Origin of the sequence: Pseudomonas sp. NBRC 111131, assembly GCF_001320525.1 — a bacterium.
GTDB lineage: Bacteria > Pseudomonadota > Gammaproteobacteria > Pseudomonadales > Pseudomonadaceae > Aquipseudomonas > Aquipseudomonas ceruminis.
Genome location: NZ_BCBH01000001.1, coordinates 23,845 through 46,935, shown reverse-complemented (window position 1 = coordinate 46,935; position 23,091 = coordinate 23,845). Strand labels below are relative to the sequence as shown.

21 protein-coding genes are annotated in these 23,091 nt (G+C 62.3%); 11 read left to right on the top strand and 10 right to left on the bottom strand.

The features are described 5' to 3' along the window. Positions 1-148 precede the first annotated feature (148 nt). Both APH34_RS00190 and APH34_RS00185 read left to right on the top strand, forming a co-directional pair. Positions 149-1,327, top strand: a complete 1,179-nt coding sequence (locus APH34_RS00190) for an acetyl-CoA C-acetyltransferase (RefSeq protein WP_054899158.1) — start codon at positions 149-151, stop codon at positions 1,325-1,327. A 169-nt stretch (positions 1,328-1,496) separates the two neighbouring features. Continuing rightward, the gene (locus APH34_RS00185; RefSeq protein ID WP_054899157.1) at positions 1,497-2,984 is read left to right on the top strand and encodes a methylenetetrahydrofolate reductase C-terminal domain-containing protein; all 1,488 of its coding nucleotides are present in this window, start codon (positions 1,497-1,499) and stop codon (positions 2,982-2,984) included. Here APH34_RS00185 and yjiA read toward each other — a convergent pair. The 3 genes from yjiA to APH34_RS00170 all read right to left on the bottom strand — a co-directional run bounded on the left by yjiA (position 2,944) and on the right by APH34_RS00170 (position 6,342). Continuing rightward, positions 2,944-3,921 carry a GTPase gene (gene yjiA, locus APH34_RS00180; RefSeq protein ID WP_054899156.1) on the bottom strand — a complete coding sequence of 326 codons (978 nt, stop codon included), beginning with the start codon at positions 3,919-3,921 and terminating at the stop codon, positions 2,944-2,946. The genes APH34_RS00185 and yjiA overlap by 41 nt on opposite strands. A gap of 143 nt (positions 3,922-4,064) precedes the next feature. Further along, positions 4,065-4,262, bottom strand: coding sequence for a YbdD/YjiX family protein (locus APH34_RS00175; protein WP_008094130.1), 198 nt, complete (start codon positions 4,260-4,262; stop codon positions 4,065-4,067). Positions 4,263-4,275: 13 nt separating this feature from the next. Further along, positions 4,276-6,342: a carbon starvation CstA family protein gene (locus tag APH34_RS00170; RefSeq protein ID WP_054899155.1), complete on the bottom strand. Its 2,067-nt coding sequence runs from the start codon at positions 6,340-6,342 to the stop codon at positions 4,276-4,278. Positions 6,343-6,504: 162 nt separating this feature from the next. Here APH34_RS00170 and APH34_RS00165 point away from each other — a divergent pair, with 162 nt between their 5' ends. After that, positions 6,505-6,867 carry a PilZ domain-containing protein gene (locus APH34_RS00165; RefSeq protein ID WP_054899154.1) on the top strand — a complete coding sequence of 121 codons (363 nt, stop codon included), beginning with the start codon at positions 6,505-6,507 and terminating at the stop codon, positions 6,865-6,867. A 263-nt stretch (positions 6,868-7,130) separates the two neighbouring features. After that, positions 7,131-8,648 carry a nucleobase:cation symporter-2 family protein gene (locus APH34_RS00160; RefSeq protein WP_054899153.1) on the top strand — a complete coding sequence of 506 codons (1,518 nt, stop codon included), beginning with the start codon at positions 7,131-7,133 and terminating at the stop codon, positions 8,646-8,648. 96 nt (positions 8,649-8,744) lie between these two features. Here APH34_RS00160 and radA read toward each other — a convergent pair whose 3' ends face one another. Further along, a complete protein-coding gene (gene radA, locus APH34_RS00155; RefSeq protein WP_054899152.1) occupies positions 8,745-10,112 on the bottom strand; it encodes a DNA repair protein RadA in 1,368 nt (455 codons plus the stop codon). Between the two features lie 179 nt (positions 10,113-10,291). Here radA and mscL point away from each other — a divergent pair, with 179 nt between their 5' ends. Beyond that, positions 10,292-10,711 (top strand): large-conductance mechanosensitive channel protein MscL, encoded by a 420-nt coding sequence (gene mscL / locus APH34_RS00150; RefSeq protein WP_054899151.1) that lies wholly within the window; start codon positions 10,292-10,294, stop codon positions 10,709-10,711. Between the two features lie 68 nt (positions 10,712-10,779). Here the strand turns inward: mscL and APH34_RS00145 are convergent, their stop codons facing one another. Beyond that, positions 10,780-11,556 (bottom strand): ferredoxin--NADP reductase, encoded by a 777-nt coding sequence (locus APH34_RS00145; protein WP_054899150.1) that lies wholly within the window; start codon positions 11,554-11,556, stop codon positions 10,780-10,782. Between the two features lie 202 nt (positions 11,557-11,758). Here APH34_RS00145 and APH34_RS00140 point away from each other — a divergent pair, with 202 nt between their 5' ends. Together APH34_RS00140 and APH34_RS00135 are read left to right on the top strand one after the other, a co-directional pair. Continuing rightward, the gene (locus tag APH34_RS00140) at positions 11,759-12,472 is read left to right on the top strand and encodes an autoinducer binding domain-containing protein (protein ID WP_054899149.1); all 714 of its coding nucleotides are present in this window, start codon (positions 11,759-11,761) and stop codon (positions 12,470-12,472) included. A 93-nt stretch (positions 12,473-12,565) separates the two neighbouring features. Further along, positions 12,566-13,690, top strand: coding sequence for a methyltransferase (locus APH34_RS00135; RefSeq protein ID WP_054899148.1), 1,125 nt, complete (start codon positions 12,566-12,568; stop codon positions 13,688-13,690). 73 nt (positions 13,691-13,763) lie between these two features. Here the strand turns inward: APH34_RS00135 and APH34_RS00130 are convergent, their stop codons facing one another. The 3 genes from APH34_RS00130 to APH34_RS00120 are packed head-to-tail and all read right to left on the bottom strand — an operon-like array spanning position 13,764 to position 16,376. Next, on the bottom strand, positions 13,764-13,919 hold the full coding sequence (locus tag APH34_RS00130; protein WP_054899147.1) for a DUF2474 domain-containing protein: 156 nt from the start codon (positions 13,917-13,919) through the stop codon (positions 13,764-13,766). A gap of 9 nt (positions 13,920-13,928) precedes the next feature. Then, positions 13,929-14,936, bottom strand: coding sequence for a cytochrome d ubiquinol oxidase subunit II (gene cydB / locus APH34_RS00125; RefSeq protein WP_054899146.1), 1,008 nt, complete (start codon positions 14,934-14,936; stop codon positions 13,929-13,931). A gap of 3 nt (positions 14,937-14,939) precedes the next feature. Next, positions 14,940-16,376: a cytochrome ubiquinol oxidase subunit I gene (locus APH34_RS00120; protein ID WP_054899145.1), complete on the bottom strand. Its 1,437-nt coding sequence runs from the start codon at positions 16,374-16,376 to the stop codon at positions 14,940-14,942. A 343-nt stretch (positions 16,377-16,719) separates the two neighbouring features. Here APH34_RS00120 and APH34_RS00115 point away from each other — a divergent pair, with 343 nt between their 5' ends. The 3 genes from APH34_RS00115 to trmA all read left to right on the top strand — a co-directional run bounded on the left by APH34_RS00115 (position 16,720) and on the right by trmA (position 20,536). Beyond that, complete coding sequence (locus tag APH34_RS00115; RefSeq protein WP_054899144.1) at positions 16,720-17,940, top strand: MFS transporter; 1,221 nt, start codon at positions 16,720-16,722, stop codon at positions 17,938-17,940. Positions 17,941-18,158: 218 nt separating this feature from the next. Beyond that, complete coding sequence (locus APH34_RS00110; protein WP_054899143.1) at positions 18,159-19,454, top strand: NCS2 family permease; 1,296 nt, start codon at positions 18,159-18,161, stop codon at positions 19,452-19,454. Further along, positions 19,451-20,536, top strand: coding sequence for a tRNA (uridine(54)-C5)-methyltransferase TrmA (trmA, locus tag APH34_RS00105; protein ID WP_054899142.1), 1,086 nt, complete (start codon positions 19,451-19,453; stop codon positions 20,534-20,536). Before APH34_RS00110 ends, trmA begins: the two co-directional genes overlap by 4 nt. A gap of 113 nt (positions 20,537-20,649) precedes the next feature. Here the strand turns inward: trmA and pcaG are convergent, their stop codons facing one another. After that, complete coding sequence (gene pcaG, locus APH34_RS00100) at positions 20,650-21,255, bottom strand: protocatechuate 3,4-dioxygenase subunit alpha (protein ID WP_054899141.1); 606 nt, start codon at positions 21,253-21,255, stop codon at positions 20,650-20,652. Between the two features lie 11 nt (positions 21,256-21,266). Then, positions 21,267-21,986 carry a protocatechuate 3,4-dioxygenase subunit beta gene (gene pcaH, locus APH34_RS00095; RefSeq protein ID WP_054899140.1) on the bottom strand — a complete coding sequence of 240 codons (720 nt, stop codon included), beginning with the start codon at positions 21,984-21,986 and terminating at the stop codon, positions 21,267-21,269. A gap of 188 nt (positions 21,987-22,174) precedes the next feature. On the opposite strand from pcaH, the gene APH34_RS00090 reads away from it, so the two are divergent. Next, positions 22,175-23,059, top strand: coding sequence for a neutral zinc metallopeptidase (locus APH34_RS00090; RefSeq protein ID WP_054899139.1), 885 nt, complete (start codon positions 22,175-22,177; stop codon positions 23,057-23,059). Positions 23,060-23,091: the final 32 nt, after the last annotated feature.

Sequence of the window (23,091 nt, the reverse complement as noted above, 5' to 3'; positions counted from 1 at the left end):
CGACGCACCGATCCCGCCGGGACGGCCCCCTATTCATTTGCTTTCCACATCAATCCCTAAGAAAAACAAACTTAACAAATGAGCCGAAGCCGCCGATGCTGGTAACACTGCGCCCATCCGGCGCCCACCCTGCACGGAGAACAACAAGATGAACGATGTGGTCATCGTCGCCGCAACCCGCACCGCGATTGGCAGCTTTCAAGGCGCCCTGGCCACCGTGCCCGCCGTTGACCTCGGCGCTGCGGTGATCAAGCAGTTGCTGGAGCAGACCGGACTGGACCCGTCCCAGGTCGATGAGGTGATTCTCGGCCAAGTCCTTACCGCAGGCGCCGGACAGAACCCCGCCCGCCAGGCCGCGATCAAGGCCGGCCTGCCCTACACCGTGCCTGCGCTGACCTTGAACAAAGTGTGCGGTTCGGGCCTGAAGGCCCTGCACCTGGCAGCCCAGGCGATCCGCTGCGGCGACGCCGACGTGGTGATCGCCGGCGGCCAGGAGAACATGAGCCTGGCCCCATACGTGATGCCTTCGGCACGCACCGGCCAACGCATGGGCCACGGGCAACTGATCGACAGCATGATCACCGACGGCCTGTGGGATGCTTTCAATGACTACCACATGGGTATCACGGCAGAAAACCTGGTGGAGAAGTATGCGCTCACCCGCGAGCAGCAGGATGCTTTTGCCGCCGAATCGCAACGCAAGGCCGTTGCCGCAATCGAAGCCGGACGCTTCAAGGACGAAATCACGCCAATCGTACTGGCGCAAAAGAAAGGTGACCCCAAGGTCTTCGACCGTGATGAGCAGCCACGCCCGGACACCACCGCCGACTCCCTGGCCAAACTGCGTCCTGCGTTCAAGAAAGATGGCAGCGTCACCGCAGGCAACGCCTCCAGCCTGGGCGATGGTGCGGCGGCCGTGCTGTTGATGAGCGCAAACAAAGCCCAGGCCCTGGGGCTGCCGGTGCTGGCGAAAATTGCAGCGTATGCCAGCGCGGGCGTCGACCCGGCGATCATGGGCATTGGCCCCGTATCGGCCACCGAACGTTGCCTGGCCAAGGCCGGCTGGCAACTGGCCGACCTGGACCTGATCGAGGCCAACGAGGCGTTCGCCGCACAGGCCCTGGCGGTTGGCAAGGCGCTGGAATGGGATGCTGAGCGGGTCAACGTCAACGGCGGGGCGATTGCCCTGGGCCACCCCATTGGCGCTTCGGGGTGCCGGGTGCTGGTGACCCTGCTGCACGAGATGATCAAGCGCGATGCCAAGAAAGGCCTGGCCACGCTGTGCATTGGCGGCGGTCAGGGCGTGGCATTGGCGATCGAGCGCTGATTCAGGCCTGACCTGGCCAGTATCGGCCCTGTCGTCGGCAAGCCGCGACAGGGCCGGGGCAGAACCTGCGAGGTGTCTCATTCAGAGCAGCAAGCTGCGCCCTCGGACATGACCCCACCCACGGCCTGCCGCACAATGGCACCCTGAACAACCCAGGTAACCCACAGCCATGAGCCTGCTGAAATCGGCGCTACGCGACAAAACCTTCGTCTGCGTCATGGAATTCGTACCCAAGCCCTCGGCGCAACGCTTCGCCGCCATGGAAGCAATCATGGCCCGCGGGCACCTGTGCGGCTGGCCGATGTCCCTGGCCGTCGGGGACCGCGTCAGCAGCCCGCTGGACCTTTCGCCGTTGGACGCGCTCTCCAGTTTCAGCAGCCCCTTCCCTGCCCTGCCGCACTTCTCTGGCAAGGACCGCGAACGCCACCACCTACTTGCCCAGCTGCAACGCATGGATGCCGCCGGCCTCGATCAGCTCTTGCTATTGACCGGCGACCGTCTACCCGGCCACCAACCCGGCCAACGCCCGGTACGCTACCTGGAGTCGGTCGCTGCCCTGCAAATCGCCCGCCAGGCGTGCCCGCACTGGTTGCTCGGGGCCGCACTCAACCCTTTCAAATACCGTGAGGAAGAAGGCGGCGCGCAATACTTCAAGGCCGAGAAAAAACTCGCCGCAGGCGCTGACTTCCTGACCCTGCAATTGGGTTTCGATGCCAACAAGCACCAGGAAGCCATGCACTGGATGAGCCGCCAGGCCACGCCGAAACCGATGCTGGCATGCCTGATGAGCCTGACCCATGGCCGTGCGGCAATGCTTGATCACGTCGCCGGCGTCACCGTGACACCGTCGATGCGGGATATGCTCGAAGCCGAAACGGCGGTATCGAAGGCCTACGCCCAGGCACGCAGCGTCGACCGCCTGGCTCTGCAGATCATGGGTGTGCGGTTGATGGGGTATGCCGGGGTGCACCTGTCGGGGGTTCACGCGCTCAACCAACTGCTGGACCTGGAAGCGCGCCTTGAGTATTGGCAGGCACGTATCCATTCAATGCAGCAGTGGGCACCCGCCTGGGCTGAAAGCTGGCAGATGCCGGGCCTGCCTGCGGTAAGCTTTCATCCACCGCAGGCGGCCTGGCGCCAGGGTGAGTCCACCGTCCGTGCAAGCAGCAGGGAGAAACTGCGCTATCACCTGCTGCACGGGTTTCATGGCCTGCTGTTCAGCCGCGGCAACTGGCTGAGCCAGGCGTTCGGCTGGGCCGTGCGCCGACCATTGTGGGCCACGGCGCGGGGCGCCCGCCTGCTACATGGCCTGGAACGCAGCGTAAAACGCCCGCTGCTGGGCTGTGATACCTGCGGCCGCTGCCGCCTGGAAGACACGCTCTACATCTGCCCGGAAACCTGCCCGAAAGGCCTGGCCAATGGCCCCTGTGGCGGCACCGAGCTCAACCGCTGCGAGTTCGGCGACCGCGAATGCATCCACAGCGTCAAGTACCGCACCGCCAAGGCCGTGCAGCAAACCACGGTGCTCAGCGAGCGGCTGATCCCTTGCATCGAGGAGCAAAGCCGCCACCGCAGTTCATGGCCGCAATGGTTCGAGGCTCAGGCGCCGAACCGGCTCAGCCCGCAGCCAGCGCCTCGAACCCAGCCCGAATCTTAGCTTCGGGCAGATCATCGGCGATGAATACCATCACGCTTTCGCGCGTTTCGCCCTCGGCCCATTCGGCATCCCAGTCAAAGCCGTAGAGCTTGAGCACGCCCTGGAACACCAGACGGCGGTCTTCACCGGCAATGTTCAGCACCCCCTTGTAGCGCAAGAGTTGCTTGCCGTGGGTTTCCAGCAGCGCATTCATGAAGTCGCTGAGGCGGTCGATGTCCAGCGGGGCCTCGGTGCGCAATACCAAGGTGGAAATACGATCCGGCGTGGCGGGCTTGAGCACTGGGCGCAGGCCCGGCCTAAGGTTGGCGCCCAGGTCGGGGTTGAGATTGAAACCACGCACATCGAGCAGCTCGGCCAGGTCGATACGGCCCTGCTCGACCACGCCGATGGCTGCACGGCCATTGATGCGCCCCAGGCGCTCGCGCAGCGCTGCCACGGCGGCTGGCTCGACCAGGTCGGTCTTGCTCAGCAGCAGGCGATCGGCAAAGCCTACCTGGGCCTGGGCGATAGTCTGGGTCAGGTGCAGCTCGGCGTGAGCCGCATCGACCAGGGTGATGATGCCATCGAGGATGTAGCGGTCACGCAGGTCTTCTTCAATGAAGAAGGTCTGCGCCACCGGCGCGGGGTCGGCCAGGCCGGTGCATTCGATCACCAGGCGGTCGAACGCGATCTCGCCAGCGTCCAGGCGCTCGAGCAGCAGGTAAAGGGCGCGGGTCAGGTCGCCATGGATACTGCAGCAGACACAACCGTTGGCCAGGGTCATGACCTGCACCGGCTCGTCGCCCAGCAGTTGGCTGTCGATACCCGCCTCACTGAACTCGTTCTCGATCACGGCAATTTTCAGGCCGTGCTCGGCCTTGAGCATGTACTTGAGCAGGGTCGTCTTGCCGGCACCGAGAAAGCCGGTCAGGACGGTTACAGGGATAGGGGTGTGCACGCAGAAATTCTCCTGGGCGGAAAAACGGTGGCCTCATCGCCGACACGCCGGCTGCCACAGGCCCCCCTGGCCTCAAGGCCTGGGGAGCATCGGTGGCAGCCGGCGTGCCGGCGATGAGGCCGGGACAACCTGAAGCTAAGGGTTCAACAGCACTTAGGCCCGGACTTGCCACCGTAACGGGCTTCCTGGCGCTCGCGGAAGAACGCCTCGTAGCTCATCACCGGCTTGTCCGGGTGCTTGGTCTGCATGTGCTCGACATAGTTGTCGTAGTCGGGCATGCCGACCATCAGGCGGGCTGCCTGCCCCAGGTACTTACCCAGTCGACCCAGGTCGTTGAACATCGCAGCATTCCTCTCAAGCGTCAGGCAGGGCCTGGAACGGGGTTTCCTTGTCGGTGCGTTCCTTGCGGCCGAGGGCGGCATAGCCGACCTTGACGGCGAAGAACAGCACACTGAACACCACCACCAGGAACAGCACGGTCAGGCCGGCGTTGGTGTAGGCGTTGAAGATCACGTGCTGCATCTGCCCGATGTCCTTGGCCGGGGCCAGTACCTGTCCGGCGTCCAACGCGGTGCTGTATTTCTTGGCCAGGGCCAGGAAGCCAACCGCCGGGTTCGGGTCGAACAGTTTGATCAGGCCTGCGGTGGTGGTGCAGATCAACAGCCACACAGCCGGCAGCAGGGTGACCCAGACGTAGCGTTGACGCTTCATCTTGATCAGCACCACGGTGCCCAGCATCAGGGCGATACCGGCCAACATCTGGTTGGAGATGCCGAACAGCGGCCACAGGGTGTTGATGCCACCCAGCGGGTCGATCACGCCCTGGTACAGCAGGTAACCCCACAGCGCTACGCAGCCTGCGGTGCCAATCAGGTTGGCCGTCCACGACTCGGTACGTTTGAGCGCCGGTACGAAGCTGCCCAGCAGATCCTGGAGCATGAAGCGGCCGGCACGGGTACCGGCATCCACTGCGGTGAGGATGAACAGCGCCTCGAACAGGATCGCGAAGTGGTACCAGAACGCCATGGTGTTCTCACCCGGCAGCACCTGGTGCAAGATCTGGGCAATACCGACCGCCAAGGTCGGCGCACCACCGGCACGCGCCAGAATGGTGTGCTCACCGATATCGCGAGCCACGGCTTCAAGCTGCTCGGGCGTGATCAAGAAGCCCCAACTGCTGACCGTTTGCGCCACCGACGCGACGTCGGCGCCCACCACTGCGGCCGGGCTGTTCATGGCGAAGTACACGCCCGGTTCGATCACCGAGGCAGCGACCATGGCCATGATGGCGACGAACGATTCCATCAGCATGCCGCCGTAGCCGATGTAACGGGCGTTGGTTTCGTTGTCCAGCAGCTTCGGCGTGGTCCCCGAGGAGATCAGCGCGTGGAAGCCGGACACCGCGCCACAGGCGATGGTGATGAACAGGAACGGGAACAGGGTGCCCTTCCAGACCGGCCCGGTGCCATCGGTGAACTGGGTCAGCGCGGGCATTTTCAGCTCTGGCGCGATGATCAGGATGCCGATGGCCAGGCCGACGATGGTGCCGATCTTGAGGAAGGTCGACAGGTAGTCACGCGGCGCAAGGACCAGCCAGACCGGCAGCACCGCAGCGACAAAGCCATAACCCACGAGCATCCAGGTGATCTGCACGCCGGTGAAGGTGAACGCCGGGCCCCAGACCGGATCAGCGGCTATCTGGCCCCCCAGCCAGATAGACCCCAGCAACAGCACCACACCCACGATCGAGATCTCGCCGATGCGGCCCGGGCGGATATAGCGCATGTAGATGCCCATGAACATCGCGATCGGGATGGTCGCCATCACGGTGAACATACCCCATGGGCTTTCGGCCAGGGCCTTGACCACGATCAGCGCCAGCACCGCCAGGATGATGATCATGATCAGGAAGCAGCCGAACAAGGCGATGGTGCCAGGAATACGGCCCATTTCCTCGCGCACCATGTCGCCCAGCGAGCGACCGTTACGGCGTGTGGACAGGAACAGGACCATGAAGTCCTGTACCGCACCCGCCAGCACCACACCGGCGATCAGCCAGAGCGTGCCGGGCAGGTAGCCCATTTGCGCAGCGAGCACAGGCCCGACCAATGGGCCGGCGCCCGCGATGGCGGCGAAGTGGTGACCGAAAAGAATGTGCTTGTTGGTCGGGACGTAGTCCAGACCGTCGTTGTTGAGCACCGCGGGGGTGGCTCGGCGGGGGTCGAGTTGCATCACCTTGGTGGCGATGAACAGGCTGTAGTAGCGATAGGCGACCAGGTAGATGGCGACCGACGCGACCACGATCCACAAGGCATTGATCGCCTCGCCGCGACGCAGGGCAACCACACCCAGCGCGCAGGCTCCTATGACTGCCAGCGCCAGCCACGGAATGTGGCGTAGCAGGCTATTATTGTTGTTCATGGTTTACTTCCAGCTGGTGGATTGGAAAAGACCGCCCATCGAGTCTAGGGCCAGTCAAGGCGCATTGCCACACTTGCTTTGGTCTAGAGCCTCTGCGGCTAGATCGCGGTACCTGATGCACACACCCTAACTATAGTCAGGATGTCACTCGAGGATCCGCCCATGAGCGATCATGACGAACGCCGACGTTTCCAACGCATAGCCTTCGACGCCCCCACCGAACTGCGCCAGGGCGACCGCCGCTGGCCGGTCAACCTGCTCGACCTGTCGCTCAAAGGCCTGTTGATCGAGCGTCCGGAGCCCTGGGGTGCAGACCTGACCCAGGATTTCGACGCCATCATTCACCTGGATCACGCTGTGCGGGTGCAGATGCAGGTCGAACTGCGCCATGAAGAACCCACGCGGTTGGGGTTCGTCTGCCTCTACATCGATATCGAATCGATGAGCCATTTGCACCGTCTTGTGGAATTGAACGTGGCCGACAGCACCGAAATGATGCGCGAGTTGCGCGAACTCATCGAATAATGGGATCTCTTAGCTAGCTAATAGTTTTCCCACCTTTCGTTTCCTGTCTACCCAGACAGCTTTGTGGCTGGGTAGCCAGACTTTGTACACACCCCTCTAACACAGCCTCTGTCGACTTGGTACGCGATCTGCATTGTGTTCTTGCACACGCCACAAGCCTGCTTGTTCGCGCTCCGATCAAAATATTGTATACAATTGTTGTGGCAATCATTTGTCGGAAGTGTCTACAGTAGCGGCACAACAATAAACAGAGAGCCTGCTCAATGACTACGTCCCCTAGCACGTCTCCCGCCAAGCGCCCCGAGGACGAAAATCTCGGCCTTGGCGCCAACCTGGCTTATGGTCTGCAGCATGTGCTGACCATGTATGGAGGGATCGTCGCGGTACCCCTGATTCTGGGGCAGGCCGCGGGCCTGAACGGTGCCGAAATCGGTATGCTGATCGCCGCGTCGCTGTTTGCCGGTGGCCTGGCAACGCTGCTGCAAACCCTCGGCCTGCCTTTCTTCGGTTGTCAGTTGCCGCTGGTACAAGGCGTGTCGTTCGCAGGCGTGGCGACCATGGGGGCGATCCTCAGCAGTGAAGGCGGCGGTGGCTTGCCAGGTGTGCTGGGTGCGGTGATGGCGGCCTCGCTGACTGGTTTTTTGATCACGCCGGTGTTCTCGCGCATCACCAGGTTCTTCCCACCGTTGGTAACCGGCATCGTCATCACCACCATTGGCCTGACCTTGATGCCGGTGGCCGCACGCTGGGTGATGGGCGGCAACAGTGCTTCGCCAGAATTCGGCAGCGTGGCCAACATCGGCCTGGCGGCGCTGACCTTCGCCATCGTGCTGCTGCTGAGCAAACTGGGCAGCGCGACCATTTCACGGCTGTCGATTCTGCTGGCCATGGTGTTCGGTACGCTGATCGCCTGGGCGCTGGCCATGACCGACTTCAGCAAGGTTGCCGAAGGCCCGATGCTGGCCTTCCCCACGCCGTTCCACTTCGGTATGCCGACCTTCCACATCGCGGCCATTCTGTCGATGTGCATCGTGATCATGGTGACCCTGGTAGAAACGTCCGCCGACATTCTTGCCGTGGGTGAAATCATCGAAACCAAGGTCGACTCCAAGCGCCTGGGCAACGGCCTGCGCGCCGACATGGCATCGAGCATCCTGGCGCCGATCTTCGGCTCCTTCACCCAAAGCGCCTTCGCCCAGAACGTCGGCCTGGTGGCCGTGACCGGCGTCAAGAGCCGCTATGTGGTGGCCACCGGTGGCGTGATCCTGGTGGTGCTCGGCCTGTTGCCGGTCATGGGTCGAGTGATTGCCGCAGTGCCTACGCCGGTGCTGGGTGGGGCGGGCATCGTCCTGTTCGGCACCGTGGCCGCCAGCGGTATCCGCACGCTGTCAAAGGTCAACTACAAGAACAACGTCAACCTGATCATCGTTGCCGCCTCGCTGGGCTTTGGCATGATCCCGATTGCCGCACCGAACTTCTACCACCACTTCCCGAACTGGTTCGAAACCATCTTTCACTCAGGCATCAGCTCCTCGGCGATCATGGCCATCCTGCTGAACCTGATCTTCAACCACTTCACTGCTGGCAACTCGGATCAGCAGTCGGTGTTCGCCGCAGCCTACGAGCGCACGATCCAGTATTCGGACATCTCAGCACTGAGGGATGGGGACTACTTCAAGGATGGCAAGCTGTTCGATGCCGATGGCGTTGAGGTGCCCGTGCTGGAACTGGACGAACAGGGTAATGCGGCGCCCAGGCGTACGCCGGTTGCCGAGCATTGACTGCTGACTGAGGCGTGACGTGGAGGGAGCCGATGCGCATCGTCGGCTCCCTTTTTTGTTTACCTGCACCGGCGAGAGGGCCGGTAGAGGCAACCCTTACTCGAACAGAGCATCCAGGGCCTGCTCCAGCCGGGTCACCGCGATCACCTGCAACCCCACCGGCGGCTCCTTCGGCGCATTGCCCTTGGGCACGATGGCCCGCTTGAAGCCATGCTTGGCCGCCTCCTTGAGGCGCTCCTGGCCACTGGGCACTGGCCGCACCTCCCCGGACAGGCCAATCTCACCAAACACCAACAGCCCGTGGGCCAGCGGCCGGTTACGCAAACTGGACATCACTGCCGCCAGCAAGGCCAGGTCCGAGGCGGTCTCGAGCACTTTCACGCCACCGACCACGTTGAGGAACACGTCCTGGTCGTGGGTGGGAATCCCACCATGGCGGTGCAGCACCGCCAAAAGCATGGCCAGGCGATTCTGATCCAGGCCCAGGGTGACCCGCCGCGGGTTGGCCAGGTGGCTGTCATCGACCAGCGCCTGTACCTCCACCAGCATCGGCCGAGTGCCTTCCCAGGTGGCCATGACCACACTGCCGGGCACTTCTTCCTGGGTGCGGTTGAGGAAGATCGCCGATGGGTTGGACACCTCTTTCAGGCCACGGTCGGTCATCCCGAACACACCCAGCTCGTTGACCGCACCAAAGCGGTTTTTTACCGCACGCAGCAGGCGCAGACGGCCATCGGACTCGCCCTCGAAATACAACACGGTGTCGACCATGTGCTCCAGCACACGTGGCCCGGCCAGCGACCCCTCCTTGGTGACGTGGCCGACGAGGAAGATCGCTGTGCCGCTCTGCTTGGCATAACGCACCAGCAACGCCGTGCTTTCGCGCACCTGGGCTACACCGCCGGGCGCGGACTGCAACTGCTCGGTAAAGATGGTCTGGATCGAGTCGATGACCATGACCCGCGGTTTTTCCTGCCGCGCCGTGGCGATGATGGTTTCGATACAGGTTTCTGTCATCACCTTAAGCTGGTCCTGGGGCAAGCCCAGGCGCCGGGAGCGCATGGCCACCTGCTGCTGTGACTCCTCCCCCGTGACGTACAACGCCGGCATGCCCACCGCAATGTTGCACAAGGTCTGCAGCAGGATGGTCGACTTGCCGATGCCGGGGTCGCCACCAATCAGCACGACCGAGCCGTCGACCAGGCCGCCGCCCAGAACACGATCGAGTTCGGTGCTGCTGGTGGTGAACCGTGGAATCTCTTCGACACTGACTTCAGCAAGGGTCTTGATCTGCGCCTGTTGCCCGGTCCAGCCGGCACGCCCGCTGGGCGCCGCTGCGCCACCGCTTTCGATCATGGTTTCGACCAGGGTGTTCCAGGCCCCGCATTCACCACACTGGCCAGCCCATTTGGGGAAGGTCGCGCCACACTCGGTGCAGCCATACAAGCGCTTGGCCTTGGCCATGGGCAGGGTCTCCTGGAAAAAAACTGCCATGATAGCCGAGCCAGACGTGTCTCGAACGCCTCGGGATGCGACAAAACTATTCGTTCTAACCGCAGTCAGTAGCCCTGAACACAACGCATGAAGCGTTTTAGTGGCTTACACTGCGTTAACCTCACCATTTGTTACAAAGGAATCGAAACATGGGAATGATCAGTGAGTTCAAGGCCTTCGCGGTCAAGGGAAATGTCGTCGACATGGCAGTCGGTATCATTATCGGCGCCGCATTCGGCAAGATCGTCTCTTCTTTCGTCGGTGACGTGGTCATGCCGCCATTGGGGCTGCTGATCGGTGGTGTGGATTTCAGCGACCTGGCCATCACGTTGAAAGCGGCCGAAGGGGACGTCCCGGCCGTGGTACTGGCCTACGGCAAGTTCATCCAGACCGTGATCGACTTCCTGATCGTGGCCTTCGCCATCTTCATGGGCGTGAAGGCGATCAACCGCCTGAAGCGTGAGGAGGCGGTGGCACCTAGCGCTCCACCCGTACCCACCCCTGAAGAAACCCTGCTTACCGAGATTCGCGACCTGCTCAAGACGCAACACCAGAATCGCCTGCCCTGACGGCATGCGCCGCTGCAAGCTGCAAGCAAAGCCGAACACGGCGCCTGCTTACAGCTTGCAGCGTGCGGCTACCAGTAGTTTTCCACCGCCACCTGCCCGGGCCGCTTGCTCAGGCTCAGTTGCAGGTCACGGGCCTTGAGCACCTTGCGGGTCTCATCGATCATCTCAGGGTTGCCACAGAGCATGATTCGAGAATGCTCAGGCGACAGTTCCAACCCTGCGGCCTTCTCCAGTTCGCCATTTTCGATCAACGTGGTAATGCGTGCATTCAGGGCACCTGGGTGCTGCTCACGCGTGACCACCGGTATGAACTGCAACTTGCCTGCGAACTCGGCCAGGTAGTCACGCTGCTCCAGCCCGGCGATATCATCCAGATACGCCAGCTCCTTCGCCTCGCGGACCGAGTACACCAGCTTGATGCTGTCAAAACGCTCCCAGGCCTCGAAGTCCTGCAGGATCGACATGAAAGGGGCTATGCCAGTACCGGTCGCCAACAGCCAGAGGTCGCGCCCACCGACGAAACGATCGAGGGTCAGGAACCCAAATGCCTGGCGGTCGATCAGCAGGGTATCGCCCTCGCCCAGACGGCTCAGCTCGCTGGTGAACTCCCCGCCCGGTACCACGATGGAAAAGAAGTCGAGAAACTCGTCATGTGGCGCACTGACCATCGAATAGGCACGCCACACCACACTGCCATCGGCCTTGGTCACACCAAGCCGGGCGAACTGGCCGGCCCGAAAGCGAAACCCGGCGTCACGGGTAACCCGCAGGCTGAACAGGTTCGGCGTGAGTGGCTGGACGTCGAGCAGGGTCTGGCGGGTAAATTTTTCGGCACTGGCGGTCATGACGGGCTCCATAAATTGCATGCGCCCAGTGTCGCGCAAAGTGGCGTGGATAAAAACCGCTGGTGTGTGGGGATAACGCAACATGATCGCGCATATATCATAAAAAATCATGGCATCTATAACGAAAAGACCCAACTCTGCACTCAGTCTTTTCTAAACTCATCCCGTACAGATTGGATCCGGGCCCGAGGGAAGGTGATATATGCCTCATTGGAATCACGAATACCTGCACAGCTTGACCAGCGAGCGAACACCCCAGAGAGCCTTCGACCTCGCAGTACACTTGGTGCAGGATCTAGGTATGGAATTCCTGGGACTGAAGATTCGTATCCAGCTCGCCGCTCAAGCCCCCAAGCTCTACCTCTACAGTAATTATTCGAAAGCCTGGATCGAACGCTATCAGCGCGATGAGTTCTACAAACAGGACCTCGCCGCAACCAGAAGCCACAGCTCGACCACGCCGGTGCTGTGGACCGACGAGCTGTACCGCGAAGCCCCGCAATATCGCGAACAAGCGTGCCTGCATGGCTTGCGCCACGGCTGGACACAGTCGCTGCACGATCTTCAGCACAACGAAAGCCAGGTCAGTGTCGCAAGGCCCGCAGGCGAGGTAAGCATCGCCGAGCTCTACGAAAAGGCCGGTCGGGTACAGTGGTTGTGCCACACGCTGCACGACATCGTTTGTCAGTACCACCTGGCCAAACTCAGCCTGCCCCACCCGAAGATGAGCGAGCGGGAACTCGAGGTCCTTCGATGGTCAGCCGCCGGCAAGACAGCCGCCGATGTGGCCTGCATCTTGTCCCTCTCGCAAAGCACCGTGAACTTCCACATCCGCAGTGTCATCACCAAGACCAACGCCTCCAACAAAGCGGGCGCCATCGCCATTGCCATGATGCGTGGCCTGATCGATCAATAGCCATGCCTGCGACCTTCGGCAAAGCGCTGTAGAATCGCGTACCAAAGCTCATGGCGATCCGCTGTGGGCAGATCCGTACCCGAGCCAGACGCCATGCCCCTGTTGACCACCCCTTACGCCGAACTCGACCTGATCCGCCAACCGGACCAGGCCAACGACCCGCTGCAAGCCTTCGATGCCGCCGATGAGTACCTGCTCGAACAGTTGCATGCGCAGCAGTTGGCCAAAGCAAGCCGAGTTCTGGTGCTCAACGACAGCTTTGGTGCCTTGGCCGCCAGCCTGGTCGGCCACCTTTCGGTATGCAGCAGTGGTGACTCTTACCTGGCTCACCTGGCCCTCGAAAAAAACCTCGCGCGCAACGGCATGGCCTTCGACAGCGTACCTTTCGTGCCCGCCAGCGAGCAGTGGCAAGGCACCTTCGATCGGGTCCTGGTGCGGGTTCCCAAGACCTTGGCACTGCTTGAAGAACAACTGATCCGCCTGCAATGCCACCTGGCCCCTGGCGCTCAGGTCATCGCTGCAGCAATGATCAAGCACCTGCCGCGGGCCGCCGGTGATCTGCTGGAGAAATACATCGGCCCGGTGCAGGCGTCGCTGGCGCAAAAAAAGGCGCGGCTGCTGACAGCCACCGTCGAACAGCGCCCTGCCGCACGTTCGCCCTACCCCACCCGCTACCTGCTGGACTCACCGCCACTGGAACTGCTCAACCATGCCAACGTGTTCTGCCGCGAAGGCCTGGACATCGGCACCCGCGCGTTTCTCCCGCACCTGCCCCGAAACCTGGGCAACGCACGTGTTGCCGACCTGGGGTGTGGCAATGGCGTGCTGGCCATCGCCAGTGCGCTGGCCAACCCCGATGCTCATTACATGCTGGTGGACGAATCGTACATGGCGGTGCAGTCGGCGCAGGAAAACTGGCAGGCCGCATTGGGCGACCGTGCGGTAAGCGTTTTGGCGGGTGATGGCCTGGCGGGGGTAGAAAAGCAGTCGCTGGATGTAGTGCTGTGCAACCCGCCGTTCCACCAACAGCAAGTGGTCGGCGACTTCCTCGCCTGGCGCATGTTCCAGCAAGCGCGTGAGGCGCTGGTGGTGGGCGGCGCGCTGTACATCGTCGGCAACCGTCACCTGGGTTACCACAGCAAGCTGGCAAGGCTGTTCCGGGGCGTCGAACAGGTGGCGGCGACGCCAAAGTTCGTCATTCTCAAAGCCCGCAAGTAGAGGTCGGGGCCGCGCTGCGGCCCTTCACCCCACAAGGCCGCCTACCTTCAGCGGCGGCCTTGCAGCGCCTCGGTCAATGGGTAGTGAGCCCGGCCGCGCCCATGAACAGGCGCATCACCCAGGCAGCCACACCCAGTGCCGCCACGCTCATCGCCCAGATCAGCAGCAGCCAGCCCAACCGCTGCCAGAATGGCTTTTTCTCTTCAAGGCCATGTTTGCCAGTCATCATGCGCCCCTCCTAGTGATAGCCGTCTTCGTGGGTCACCTTGCCGCGGAATACGTAGTAACTCCAGAAGGTATACCCAAGGATGAACGGCAGGATGAACAATGTGCCCACCAGCATGAAGCCTTGGCTCTGCGGCGGTGCGGCCGCCTCCCAGATCGAGATCGACGGCGGGATGATGTTTGGCCACAGGCTGATGCCCAGGCCGCTATAGCCGAGGAAGATCAACACCAAGGTGAGCAGGAACGGGGTGTAATGGGCATTGCGGGCCACGGCCTTGAGCAACCCGTAGAAGGTCACCAGCACCAGCAGCGGCACTGGCATGAACCAGATCAGGTTGGGCATGCTGAACCAGCGGTCGGCGATCTGCGGATAGGCGATCGGCGTCCACAGGCTGACTATGCCGATCACCACCAGCAGTACTAGCGCCAGCGGCTTGGCCAGGTCATGCATCTGCTGTTGCAGCGGCCCCTCGGTCTTCATGATCAACCAAGTACAACCCAGCAGGGTATAGGCAACGATCAACCCCAGGCCACTGAACAGGCTGAACGGGGTCAGCCAGTCGAGCGTGCCACCAACGAAGTGGCGGTCGACCACCTTGAAGCCTTCGATGAACGCGCCCAGTGCAACGCCCTGGAAAAACGTCGCGACCAGCGACCCCCAGATGAATGCCTTGTCCCAGATATGGCGCTTGTCGGCCTTGGCCTTGAAGCGGAACTCGAAGGCCACGCCGCGAAAGATCAAGCCGATCAGCATCAGAATCAACGGCAGGTACAGCGCCTCGAGTACCACCGAATAGGCCAACGGGAAGGCCCCGAACAGGCCGGCACCGCCGAGGATCAGCCAGGTTTCGTTACCGTCCCATACGGGGGCGACGGTGTTCATCATCACATCACGGTCCTGCTCGCCCTTGACGAAGGGGAAGAGCATGCCGATTCCCAGGTCGAAACCATCCATCACCACGTACATCATGACGCCGAAGATAATGATCACGGCCCAGATCAGCGGAAGGTCGATGCCCATGACTCAGTTCTCCTTGCTCAGGCTGGCAGTGGTGGCCTCACGGCCATCATCGGCGGCAGACAGCGGACGTGCCGGTGTGCGTTTCTGGCCGGGGCCACCCGGTGTATGCTCATCGCCCTCACCCGTCTTCGGCCCTTTGCGCACCAGGCGCATCATGTAGCCCAGGCCGGTGCCAAACAGGGCGAAGTACACCACCACGAACGCCACCAAGGTGAAGCCGAGCTGGGTGTAGCTATGGTTGGAAACCCCCTCCGAAGTGCGCATCAGGCCATAGACCACCCACGGCTGGCGGCCGATCTCGGTGGTGAACCAGCCTGCCAGGATGGCAATCAGGCCGGACGGCCCCATCCACAGGGTCAGGTACAGGAACGGCCGTGAGCTGTAGAGCGTGCCGCGCTTGCGCAGCCACAGGCTCCACAGGCCGACGAAGATCATCAGGAACCCAAGCCCGACCATGACCCGGAACGACCAGAAGACAATGGTCGAGTTGGGCCGGTCCTCGGGCGGGAACTCCTTCATTGCCGGCACCTGCTTGTCCAGGCTGTGGGTGAGAATCAGGCTGCCGAGCGCCGGGATCTCAACCTTGAAGCGGGTGGTCTCGGCCTTCATGTCGGGGAGGCCGAACAGGATCAACGGGGTAGGTTCGCCAGGGACGTTTTCCCAATGGCCTTCGATAGCGGCGATTTTCACCGGCTGGTGCTTGAGCGTATTGAGGCCGTGGAAGTCGCCGATTACAGCCTGGATCGGGGCAACCACCAAAGCCATCCACATGGCCATCGAGAGCATCTTGCGCACTGCCGGGTTGTCACGCCCACGCAGCAGGTGCCATGCCGCCGAGGCCCCGACGAAGAACGCCGTGGCGACGAACGCGGCGGTGGCCATGTGCATCAACCGGTAGGGGAACGACGGGTTGAAGATCACTGCCAGCCAATCCACCGGCACCACGCGGCCGTCGATGATTTCGTGGCCTTGCGGGGTTTGCATCCAGCTGTTGGACGCCAGGATCCAGAAGGTCGACACCAAGGTGCCAATGGCCACCATTACCGTGGCGAAGAAGTGCAGGCCACGGCCCACGCGGTTCCAGCCAAACAGCATGACCCCCAGGAACCCCGCCTCGAGGAAGAAGGCGGTCAGCACCTCGTAGGTGAGCAAGGGGCCTGTGACCGCACCGGCGAAGTCGGAAAAACGGCTCCAGTTGGTGCCGAACTGATAGGCCATGACCAGGCCGGAAACCACACCCATGCCGAAGTTGACGGCGAAGATCTTCGACCAGAAGTGGTAAAGGTCACGGTAGACCTGGTTGTGGCTCCTCAGCCAAAGGCCTTCGAGGACGGCCAGGTAGCTCGCCAGGCCAATGGTGATGGCCGGGAACAAAATGTGAAAGGACACGGTAAACGCAAACTGGATTCGGGCGAGATCTAGGGCCTCTAAACCGAACATAGTGCTTCCTCTTCAGATAATCCGGCGTTTGGGCCCATGGCCGTCACGCCTGCTGCCCCCACGTTAATCGAGTGCGCTGCGTTGGAATTGTTCTGTGCAATCGCAGGGAATTGGGCCCAAAGGCCTATTCGTTGCGTCTGGAACGATTGATCCAGATCAACGAATGCTAGGAAGCATAGTCGTGAATGGCCTGCCGGGCCGTGTGGTTGAATGCCGCGTGACCCGTTGTCTCACCCTCTTCAATAACGCGCGAAAAAGTGCCGAACAGGGCAAACAGTAACTGCTTGTTACAAACAGATGATAATCTTCCGGCCCCTCTACTGCGCCGAGGCCACAGCTTCCGATGTCCGATTCCACACCGCAGTTGTTGCGTCACCACCGCCCTTTCATGGCCTTCTGGCTGGCCCGTGTTTTCACCGCCAGCGGCTTTCAGATGCTGACCGTGGCCATTGGCTGGCACCTCTACCAACTCACCGGCAACGTGCTTGACCTGGGCCTGGTCGGCCTGGTCGAGTTTGCGCCACGGGTACTGTTCATGCTGCACACCGGGCATGTAGCCGACCGCTATGACCGGCGCAAGGTCGCGGCCCTGTGCCAGACGCTGCAGGGCCTGATCGCCCTGGTGCTGGCGCTGGGCAGCGCCACCGACAACGTCAGCCGCGAGCTGATCTTCGCCCTGGCTTTCCTGTTGGGCGCTACCCGCTCGTTCGAGATGCCCGCCACCCAGGCGCTGTTGCCCAACGTGGTCCCCGCCGGGCTGTTTCCACGGGCAGTGGCGGCCTCGGCCTCGGCTACCCAGGCAGCGACCATCGTCGCGCCCGCCGTGGGCGGCTTTCTGTATGCTTTCGGCAGTATCTGGGTGTATGGCCCTACGGTGGCTCTGTACGCCATTGCCTGCCTGCTGATGCTGAGCCTGGATTCGCGCCAGCAGGTTCCCCAGCGCGGGCGCGCCAACCTGGAGTCGCTGCTGGCCGGAATCCGTTTCATCCGCAGCCGACCCGATATCCTCGGAGCAATTTCGCTCGATCTGTTCGCCGTGCTGTTGGGCGGTGCCACTGCGCTGCTGCCGGTGTTCGCCAAGGACATCCTGCTCACCGGCCCCTGGGGCCTGGGCCTGCTGCGTTCGGCACCGGCAGTGGGGGCATTGCTGATGTCGGTGTGGCTGGCACGCTTCCCGGTACAGCGCAAAGTCGGCCGTACCATGTTCACCGCGGTCGGCGTCTTCGGCGTAGCGACCATCGCCTTCGGCCTGTCAACTTCGTTCTGGTTCTCGCTGGCGGTGCTGGTGGTGCTGGGCGCGGCGGACATGATCAGCATGGTGATCCGCGGCGCCTTCGTGCAACTGGAAACGCCGGACGAGATGCGTGGCCGGGTGAGCGCGGTGAACGGCCTGTTCATCGGTGCCTCGAATCAGCTCGGCGAGTTCGAATCCGGGGTCACAGCGCACTGGTTTGGCACAGTGCCAGCCGTGGTGCTCGGCGGTGTGGGCACATTGGTGGTGACGGGGGTGTGGATAAAACTGTTCCCTACGCTGGCCAAGCGGGACCGCTTGCACAACGGGTAACGTGCCGACTCGAGGGCCCTGTCGCCGAAAAGCCGCGGATGGGGCCGGATGGACGCACTCAACGTCCATTCCCCAACGGCCATAGGCCCCCGCCAGCCATGCTGGTATGATGCGCGGCTTTTTTCCTCCCCACACAAAACCACGGCAACCGGTACGGTCTGTGCTTTGCTGATGGGGTCGATACATTCACGGCGCCGGGGGCGCCTTGGGGAGCGGGCATGCTGGAAAGGCTGTTTCAACTAAGAGCACACAACACCAACGTGCGCACCGAGATACTCGCGGGCGTCACTACCTTCCTGGCCATGGCCTACATCCTGTTCGTCAACCCGAGCATCCTCGGCGAGACCGGCATGGACAAAGGGGCGATCTTCGTCGCCACCTGCCTGGCTGCGGCCATCGGCTCAGCGACCATGGGCCTGATCGCCAACTACCCGATTGCCCTGGCGCCGGGCATGGGCCTGAACGCGTTCTTCACCTACACGGTGGTCCTGCACATGGGCCACACCTGGCAGGTCGCACTGGGTGCGGTGTTCCTCTCGGCCGTGATGTTCTTCCTGCTGTCGATTTTCCGCATCCGCGAATGGATTGTGAACAGCATCCCGCTGCCGCTTCGCTCGGCCATCGCGGCGGGCATCGGCTTGTTCCTGGCGTTCATCGCCCTGCACAACGCCGGCATCGTCGTCGATAACCCGGCCACCCTGGTGGGCTTGGGCGACCTCAAGCAGCCCGCACCGATCCTGGCCACGCTGGGCTTCTTCCTGATCGTCGGGCTCGAATCGCTGAAGGTGCGCGGTGCGGTGCTGATCGGCATTCTGGCGGTCACGGTCGCCTCGATCGTGATGGGCGTGACGCCATTCGGCGGCATCGTCTCCATGCCGCCGTCGCTGGCACCGACTTTCCTCCAGCTGGACATCGCCGGTGCCCTCGATGTGGGCCTGGTGAGCGTGATCTTCGCCTTCCTGTTCGTCGACCTGTTCGACAACTCGGGCACCCTGATCGGCGTGGCCAAACGCGCCGGGCTGATGGGCAAGGACGGCCACATGCCAAAGATGGGCCGCGCCCTGATCGCCGACAGCACCGCCGCCATGGCCGGCTCGCTGCTGGGCACCTCGACCACAACCAGCTACATCGAGTCTGCCGCAGGCGTGAGTGCCGGTGGCCGTACCGGCTTGACGGCCATCGTGGTCGCCGTGTTGTTCCTGCTGGCGTTGTTCTTCGCCCCGCTGGCCGGTAGCGTGCCAGCCTTCGCCACCGCCCCGGCGCTGCTGTTCGTCGCGGTACTGATGGCCTCGGGCCTGGCGGAAATAAACTGGGATGATGTAACTGAGGCCGCACCCGTGGTGGTGACCGCCCTGGCCATGCCGCTGACCTATTCGATTGCCAACGGCATTGCGTTCGGCTTCATTGCCTGGACTGCCGTCAAGCTGATCTCCGGCCGCCACCGCGACCTGAACCCGGCCTTGGTGATCCTTTCCATCCTGTTCGTCATCAAGCTGGGCTGGTTCAACGCATGAGTGCTGTTTTCGACCCCTCCACCTATGACGCGCAACTGCAGGCCAAGGTTGCCCGCCTGCGCGAGCTGCTGGCCCCCTTTGGTGCGCCGGAGCCGGCCGTTTTCGACTCGCCGCGCGAGCACTACCGCCTGCGTGCCGAGTTCCGCCTGTGGCGTGAAGACGGCCAGCGCCACTATGCGATGTTCGCCCCGGGTGAGAAGCATAAGGCCATCCTGATCGAGGACTTTCCCATCGCCAGCGAGCGCATCAATGCACTGATGCCCCGCCTGAAGGCGGCCTGGCAAGCCAGCGAGGCGCTGAGCAATCGTCTGTTCCAGGTAGAGTTTCTCACCACCCTGGCCGGCGACGCGATGGTCACGATGTGCTACCACCGCCCGCTGGACGAGGCATGGGAAGTGGTAGCGCGGCAGCTGGCCGAGGAATTGGGGGTAAGCCTGATCGGCCGATCCAAAGGCAAGCGCCTGGTGATCGGGCGCGATTACGCGGTGGAAAAACTCGACGTGGCTGGCCGCGTATTCAGCTACCGCCAGCCGGAAGGCGCCTTCACCCAACCCAATGGCGCGGTCAACCAGAAGATGCTCAGCTGGGCGTTCGACGCCATCGGTGAGCGTGATGACGACCTGCTGGAGCTGTACTGCGGTAACGGCAACTTCACCTTGCCACTGGCTACCCGCGTACGCCAGGTGCTGGCCACGGAAATCAGCAAGACGTCGGTCAATGCCGCGCTGAGCAACCTTGACGAAAACGCTGTGGATAACGTGCGGTTGGTGCGCCTGTCGGCCGAAGAGCTGACCCAGGCGCTGAACGACGTGCGCCCGTTCCGCCGGCTGGAAGGCATCGACCTGAAAAGCTACGCGTTCGGTACCGTATTCGTCGACCCGCCGCGTGCAGGCATGGACCCTGACACCTGCGAGCTGACACGGCGCTTTGAGCGGATTCTGTATATCTCGTGCAACCCGGAAACACTGGCGGCGAATATCGAGCAATTGCAGGATACCCATCGAATCGAGCGTTGCGCGTTATTCGACCAGTTCCCCTATACCCACCACATGGAGAGTGGGGTATTGCTGGTTCGGCGCTGATCTTCGGGTTGCGGGGGGCTGCCGTGCAGCCCATTCGCCGGGAAAGGCCCTCCCACAGGATGCGCCAGCGTTGTTGAGAACGCTGGTGACCTGTGGAAGCGGCCTCAATTGACTCAGAAGTCGAAGAACACCGTCTCCCCTTCCCCCTGGATGCGGATATCGAAGCGATACGCCGTCTTCCCATCCACTTCACATCGCTTGGCAATCAAGGTCTCACGGCGCTGCGGCTGCTCGATCAGGTTGAGCACTGGGCACTGGGCGTTGGCCTGTGCCTCGTCATCGAAATACAGACGCGTGTGCAGGTGGATGTTGATGCCGCGTGCAAACAAGCTGAGGTTGATGTGCGGCGCCATGGGCACACCGGCAGCGTTCTTCACCACGCCGGGTTTGACCGTATGCACGGTCCATTCACCGGCATCGAAGGTGGTGGCGGTGCGGCCGAAGCTGTTGAAGGCGTTTTCCAGGTTGTAGGCGTCCTGGTAGTGGCCATCCGCGTCGGCCTGCCAGATCTCAAGGAATGAATCGCGCACCAGGTGGCCGTTGCCGTCATACACGTGGCCGATCAACACAATGTGCTCGCCTGGTGCGTCCGGCTTGGCCAGGCGGTTCCAGATTTCCTGATCTCGGGTCGGGTTGCCGGCCGCTTCCAAGGCCAGGCCGATGTGCACGTAGGGGCCAGCAGTCTGCGAAGGCGTTTCGGGCAGCAGTTCGATTGGCATGGCGAGGGTCCTCAGCAGTTCTCGAAGTGTGTCTTGCGCTGGCCGCGCAGCACGATGTCGAAGCGATAAGCCAAGCAGTCCATGGGGTTGGCGCTGCCCATGTCGAGCTTGGCGATCAGCTGCTGCACCGCTTCAGGGTTGGCGATCGACTTAACGATCGGGCACATCGGGATCAGCGGATCACCCTCGAAATACAGCTGGGTAATCAGCTTGGTGGCGATCGACGGGCCGCTGATGGCGAAGTGGATATGTGCCGGGCGCCAGTCGTTGGGGCCATTGCGCCAAGGGTACGGGCCGGGCTTGATGGTACGGAAGCTGTAGTAGCCGTCGCGGTCGGTCAGGCAGCGGCCGACACCGCCAAAATTCGGGTCAAGCGGTGCCAGGTAGCGGTCGTTCTTGTGCCGGTAGCGGCCACCGGCATTGGCCTGCCACATTTCAACCAGGGTGTTGGGCACCGGTTTACCGTATTGATCGACCACACGACCGGCAACGATGATGCGTTCACCGATCGGCAGGCCACCGTTGTTGAAATTAAGCAGCAGGTCATGGTCATGGGCACCGAAGCCCAGGTGGGAAAAGTCGGGGCCGGTGGTTTCGCTGATCGACTGCGGGATGCTGACCAGTGCCTGGCGCGGCGAGCGGGCAATGGACGTCTTGTAGTCGGGGGTCAGCGCCTTGGGGTGCCAATTGCGATCACGGATCACGAAGCGGCTGTTGTCCTGGGCGGGCATGCCGTTTTCCTCTCTTGGAATTATCAGAACGCCTGTGCGTGGCAGGCGGACTTGCAGTTTCAGATAGGTCGCGGGGGATGAATATTGAAATCAGCCGCTCTATACATAACCAAATGGTTATGTATTAGTACGTTTGCCCGTGGTGATCTAATCTTTGTCTTCATGTTTCACGCCCTGGAGAGCATTTCATGGAATGGCGAAAAGGCCGGCGCAGCGACAACGTAGTCGATGCCCGTGGCGAAGGTGGCGGCGGCGGTATGCGCTTTGGTGGCGGTAAAGGGCTCGGGCTCGGCGCCATTTTGCTCATCGTCGGCATCGGCTGGCTCACCGGCCAGGATCCGCTGCAGATACTTGGCCAGCTCGCCGGCCAGATGGAGCAACAGCAACAGGCCCCCAGTGGTGCAGGCAACAAGGCACCCGCAGCCAACGACGAGCAGGCGCAGTTCGTCGCCTCGATCCTGGGCGATACCGAAGACACGTGGAAGGCCTTGTTCTCCCAGGCTGGCAAGCAGTACCGCGACCCCAAGCTGGTGCTGTTCAGTGGCCAGGTCAATTCCGCTTGCGGCTTCGCTTCGGCGGCGGTCGGCCCGTTCTACTGCCCGGCGGACCAGCGGGTTTACCTGGACATGTCGTTCTTCCGTGAAATGGAAACCCGTTTCGCCGCCGCCGGTGATTTCGCCCAGGCCTACGTGATCGCCCACGAAATCGGCCACCACGTGCAGACGTTGCTCGGCGTCTCGGCCAAGGTCGACGCGGCCCGCCGCAACGGCCAACGCCTGGAGGGTGACAATGGCCTGTTGGTGCGCCAGGAACTGCAAGCCGACTGCCTGGCCGGTGTGTGGGCCTATCAGGCGCAGCAACGCCTCAACTGGCTTGAGCCGGGGGATGTCGAGGAAGCGTTGAATGCGGCCAATGCCATTGGTGATGACCGCCTGCAGCAGCAGGGCCAGGGGCGCGTGGTGCCTGACTCCTTCACCCATGGCACCTCGGCGCAGCGGGTACGTTGGTTCAAGGCAGGGTTCGCCAAAGGTGAAGTGAACAGTTGCGACACCTTCAGTGCACGCAGCTTGTAAGGGTACCTGCAAGTTCGGCAAGCGGCGGAACC